Genomic DNA, 3,651 nt, shown 5'->3' on the forward strand with positions numbered 1-3,651 from the left:
GCTCCAGCACCGGAGCCTCGGGCCAGTAACGCCGCCGCTGGAAAGCGTAGGTCGGCAACTCCACCACCGAGCCCTCACCCAGCACCGAAGCCCACCCCACCGCAGCACCCTGCACATACGCCTCGGCGAACGAGGCCATCAGGCGTTCGGCACCACCGTCGTCCCGCCGCAACGTACCCACCACCACCGGGGCCCGCTCCTCCAGGCTGTCCCCGATCGCCGGAACCAGCACCGGATGCGGGGACACCTCCACGAACACCCCATGGCCCGCCTCACCGAGCAGCCGGATCGCCCGTTCGAACTCCACCGTCTCCCGGAGCGACGCGTACCAGTACGCCGGATCCAACTCCGGACCCGCCAGCCACTCGCCCGTCAAGGCCGACACCATCGGGATACGCGCCTCGGTCGGGGCGATACCCTCCAGGACGGCGAGGATCTCCTCCTTCAGCTCGTCCACGTGCGCACTGTGCGAGGCGTAGTCCACCGGAATCATCCGCGCACGCGGCGACTCCCCACAGGAGTCGGCCAGTTCACGCAACGCGTCCGCGTCACCGGACACCACCGTCGACGCCGGACCATTCACCGCCGCGACCGACAACCTCGTGCCGTACGAAGCGATCCTCCGGCGCACACCCTCCACCGGCTCCGCGATCGAGAGCATCCCACCCCGACCCGCCAACGCCGTCAGGGTCCGACTCCGGAGAGCCACGACCTTCGCCGCATCATCGAGGGACAAGATCCCCGCCACCACGGCGGCCGCGATCTCGCCCTGCGAATGACCCACCACCGCATCCGGCGACACACCTGCCGCCTCCCACACCGCGGCCAGCGACACCATCACCGCCCACAACGCCGGCTGCACCACATCCGCAGCCTCAAACCCATGCACACCCGCCAAAACATCGTCCAACCGCCAGTCCACATACGGCGCCAGAGCCACACCACACTCCGCCAACCTCGCCGCGAACACCGGAGACGACTCAGCCAACTCACGGCCCATCCCCACCCACTGACTGCCCTGCCCGGGGAAGACGAACACCGTCCGCCCCACACCGGCAGGTGCCACCGAGCCCGTGACAACGCCGGGCGCGGGCTGCTTCGTCGCCACCGCCGCCAGCCGCTCGGCCAGCTCACCGCGCCCGCTACCGAGCACCACCGCACGGTGCTCCAACGCCGCACGCGTCACCGCCAACGACCACCCGACGTCACCGACCGACAACTCCGGCCGCGCCACCACGAACTCACGCAGCCGACCCGCCTGACCCGCCAACGCCGCAGCACTCCGACCCGACACCGGCCAGACCGAAGGTGCGGTCCTGAGAACCTTCGGAGCCGGGGTCTCCACCGGCTGCTCCAACTCACCGACCAGGACCGGAGCTTCCTCGACGATCAGGTGGACGTTCGTACCACTCACGCCGAAGGCCGAGACACCGGCGCGACGCGGACGCTCACCCGCCGGCCACTCCACCGCCTCCTGCAACAGCCGGACGTTGCCGGATTCCCAGTCCACGTGCGAGGACGGCTCCTCCGCGAACAGCGTCTTCGGCAACACACCGTGCCGCAACGCCATCACCATCTTGATCACACCCGCCACACCCGCAGCACATTGCGAGTGACCGATGTTGGACTTCACCGACCCCAGCCACAAAGGCCGTTCGGGAGCCCGGTCCTCGGCCTGCCCGTAGGTGGCCAGCAGCGCTCCGGCCTCGATCGGGTCGCCCAGCGTCGTACCCGTACCGTGTGCCTCCACCGCGTCGACATCCGCGGCCGACAACTGCGCGTTGGCAAGGGCCGCGCGGATCACCCGGCGTTGCGAAGGACCGTTCGGCGCCGCCAGACCGTTCGACGCACCATCCTGGTTCGCCGCACTCCCACGGATCACCGCCAGCACCTGATGTCCGTGACGCCGGGCGTCCGACAGGCGCTCCAACAGCACCACGCCCGCGCCCTCGCCCCAGCCGATCCCGTCGGCTTCCTCCGAGAACGCCTTCGACCGGCCGCTCGACGCCATACCGCCCTGGCTCCCGAACTCCATGAACGCGCCGGGCGAGACCATCACGGCCACACCGCCGGCCAGCGCCATCGAGCAGTCACCGGTCCGCAGCGCCTGCACCGCCTGGTGCATCGCCACCAACGACGACGAACACGCCGTGTCCACCGTCACCGCAGGACCGGTCAACCCCAAGCAGTACGAGATCCGGCCGGACGCTACCGCCGACACCGCTCCGATCAGCCGGTAGCCGTCCAGGCTTTCGTCGTCGGACGGCAGAACCGAGCTGTATCCCGACGTGTTCGCTCCTATGAAGACGCCGGTGGCCGAGCCGTGCAGGGACTTGGGATCGATCCCCCCGTGCTCAATCGCCTCCCAGGAGGTCTCCAGCAACAAACGCTGCTGCGGATCCATCGCCAACGCCTCACGCGGACTGATCCCGAAGAACCCCGCATCGAACTCGGCCGCGTCATAGACGAACCCGCCCTGCCGACGGTACGCCTGCCCCCGGCCGAACGCCTGCTCGAAGGATTCCCAGCCGCGGTCGGCCGGGAACCCACCCATGGCGTCGACACCGCCGGCCACCAGGTCCCAAAGTTCCTCGGGCCCCGTCACTCCGCCCGGGTACCGGCAGCCCACGCCCACGATCGCGATGGGCTCGCTCGACGCCGCACGAAGCGCGCTGTTCTGCTGCCGGAGCCGCTCGGTTTCCTTGAGGGAGGTACGGAGTGCTTCGACGAGCCTGTCGTTGGTCGTTCCCATGATCATGTGCTCCGAATCAACGAGGAAGGGCGTCAGGAGTCTTTGCCGTCGAGGGCTATCCGAATGAGGTCCTCGGCATCCATCCCGTCGATGGAGACCGCGTCCGTTCGGCTCTCTTCGCCGTTGCCCCGGGCCGGGTCGGCGAGTTGCAACAGCAGGTCCAACAAGCCGGCCTGCCGGATGCGGGCCAGCGGGATCGCCGAGATCGTCTCCCTGAGGGCCATCTCGTCCGCGTCGCCCTCCGGAACCGCGGCGCGTTCCGTTCCGACGAGTTCGCCTCGTACGTACTCCGCGAGGGCGGTGGCGTTGGGATAGTCGAAGACCATCGTGGAAGCCAACCTGACACCGACCTCCTTGGAGAGCCGGTTCCGCAACTCCACCGCACCAACCGAATCAAAACCCAGATCCTTGAACGCCCGCTGCGGCAGCACATCCTCAGCCGACTCATGCCCCAGCACCGCAGCCGCGTGAACACGCACCAGATCCGTCAACACCTGACGCTGCTCACCCACCGGCACCCCCACCAACCGGGACGCCCACTCACCCACCACACCCACACCCACACCCGCACCGGGACCAGCCGCCTGTTCCTCCGCGAGAACCGCACGCACCTCCGGCAGATCCCCCAGCAGACGACTCGGCCGCCGCAACGTATACGTCGGCACAAAACCCGGCCAGTCAAAGCCGGCCACCACCACCGCACCCTCACCCGCGTCCAACACCTGACCCAACGCCAACATCCCCCGACGCTCGTCAATCCCCTCCATACCGAAATCACGCAACCGCTCACCACCCGAACCAGCGGCCATCCCCACACCCGCCCACAAACCCCACGCCACCGAACTCGCCACCAACCCCCGAGCCCGACGAACCTCCACCAACGCATCCAGATGAGCATT

General features: G+C 68.5%; 2 protein-coding genes. Both read right to left on the minus strand.

Annotated elements, in window-relative coordinates; translation table 11 throughout:
• Positions 1–2,752, minus strand: a 2,752-nt coding sequence (locus ACWCSV_RS34440) for a type I polyketide synthase (RefSeq protein WP_451149183.1), incomplete at its 3' end; no start/stop codon positions are given.
• Positions 2,753–2,784: 32 nt separating this feature from the next.
• Positions 2,785–3,651, minus strand: an 867-nt coding sequence (locus ACWCSV_RS34445; protein WP_451149185.1) for a beta-ketoacyl reductase, incomplete at its 5' end; no start/stop codon positions are given.

This window comes from Streptomyces sp. NPDC001770 (genome assembly GCF_053596135.1).